1 rRNA gene (running past one end of the window) is annotated in these 1,519 nt (G+C 56.4%); it reads right to left on the bottom strand.

Annotated features, from left to right (window positions below):
* Nucleotides 1-10: 10 nt before the first annotated feature.
* Nucleotides 11-1,519: ribosomal RNA gene (locus tag HAV39_RS41890) — 23S ribosomal RNA — on the bottom strand; it runs 1,657 nt beyond the window's last position.

Genomic DNA, 1,519 nt, shown 5'->3' with positions numbered 1-1,519 from the left:
GCTGTGTTGTTTAGGTAAGTCCTCGGCCTATTAGTACCAGTCGACTGAACACATTACTGTGCTTACATCTCTGGCCTATCAACCCGGTGGTCTAGCCGGGGGCCTTACCCACTCTCGTGGTGGGATACCTCATCTTGAAGCGAGCTTCCCGCTTAGATGCTTTCAGCGGTTATCCCTTCCGAACGTAGCCAACCAGCCATGCACCTGGCGGTACAACTGGCACACCAGAGGTTCGTCCGTCCCGGTCCTCTCGTACTAGGGACAGCCCTTCTCAAGTATCCTACGCGCACGGCGGATAGGGACCGAACTGTCTCACGACGTTCTAAACCCAGCTCGCGTACCGCTTTAATGGGCGAACAGCCCAACCCTTGGGACCACCTCCAGCCCCAGGATGCGACGAGCCGACATCGAGGTGCCAAACCATCCCGTCGATATGGACTCTTGGGGAAGATCAGCCTGTTATCCCCGGGGTACCTTTTATCCGTTGAGCGACACCGCTTCCACATGCCAGTGCCGGATCACTAGTCCCGACTTTCGTCCCTGCTCGACCTGTCAGTCTCACAGTCAAGCTCCCTTGTGCACTTACACTCAACACCTGATTGCCAACCAGGCTGAGGGAACCTTTGGGCGCCTCCGTTACCCTTTAGGAGGCAACCGCCCCAGTTAAACTACCCACCAGACACTGTCCCTGAACCGGATCACGGTCCGAAGTTAGATACCCAGATCAACCAGAGTGGTATTTCAAGATTGGCTCCACCATGACTGGCGTCACAGCTTCACAGCCTCCCACCTATCCTACACAAGTTAAACCGGATACCAATGTCAAGCTATAGTGAAGGTCCCGGGGTCTTTCCGTCCTGCCGCGCGTAACGAGCATCTTTACTCGTAGTGCAATTTCGCCGGGCCTGTGGTTGAGACAGTGGGGAAGTCGTTACGCCATTCGTGCAGGTCGGAACTTACCCGACAAGGAATTTCGCTACCTTAGGATGGTTATAGTTACCACCGCCGTTTACTGGCGCTTAAGTTCTCCGCTTCGCCTCGCGGCTAACAGGTCCCCTTAACGTTCCAGCACCGGGCAGGCGTCAGTCCATATACAGCGTCTTACGACTTCGCATGGACCTGTGTTTTTAGTAAACAGTCGCTTCCCCCTGCTCTCTGCGACCCCACCCAGCTCCAGCCGCGAAGGCCTTCACCAGACGAGGCCCCCCTTCTCCCTAAGTTACGGGGGCAATTTGCCGAGTTCCTTAACCACAGTTCGCCCGATCGCCTCGGTATTCTCTACCTGACCACCTGTGTCGGTTTGGGGTACGGGCCGCGCACAGCTCGCTAGAGGCTTTTCTCGGCAGCATAGGATCATCGACTTCACCTGATACGGCTCGGCATCACGTCTCAGCCTTCATGGCACACGGATTTACCTATGTGCCGGCCTACACGCTTACCCCAGGACTACCACCGCCTGGGCTCGACTACCTTCCTGCGTCACCCCATCGCTCAACTACTACCCACCAAGATCCCAGTC

Source organism: Catellatospora chokoriensis (assembly GCF_011297315.1).
GTDB lineage: Bacteria > Actinomycetota > Actinomycetes > Mycobacteriales > Micromonosporaceae > Catellatospora > Catellatospora citrea.
This window is presented reverse-complemented; position numbering and strand designations above follow the sequence as displayed.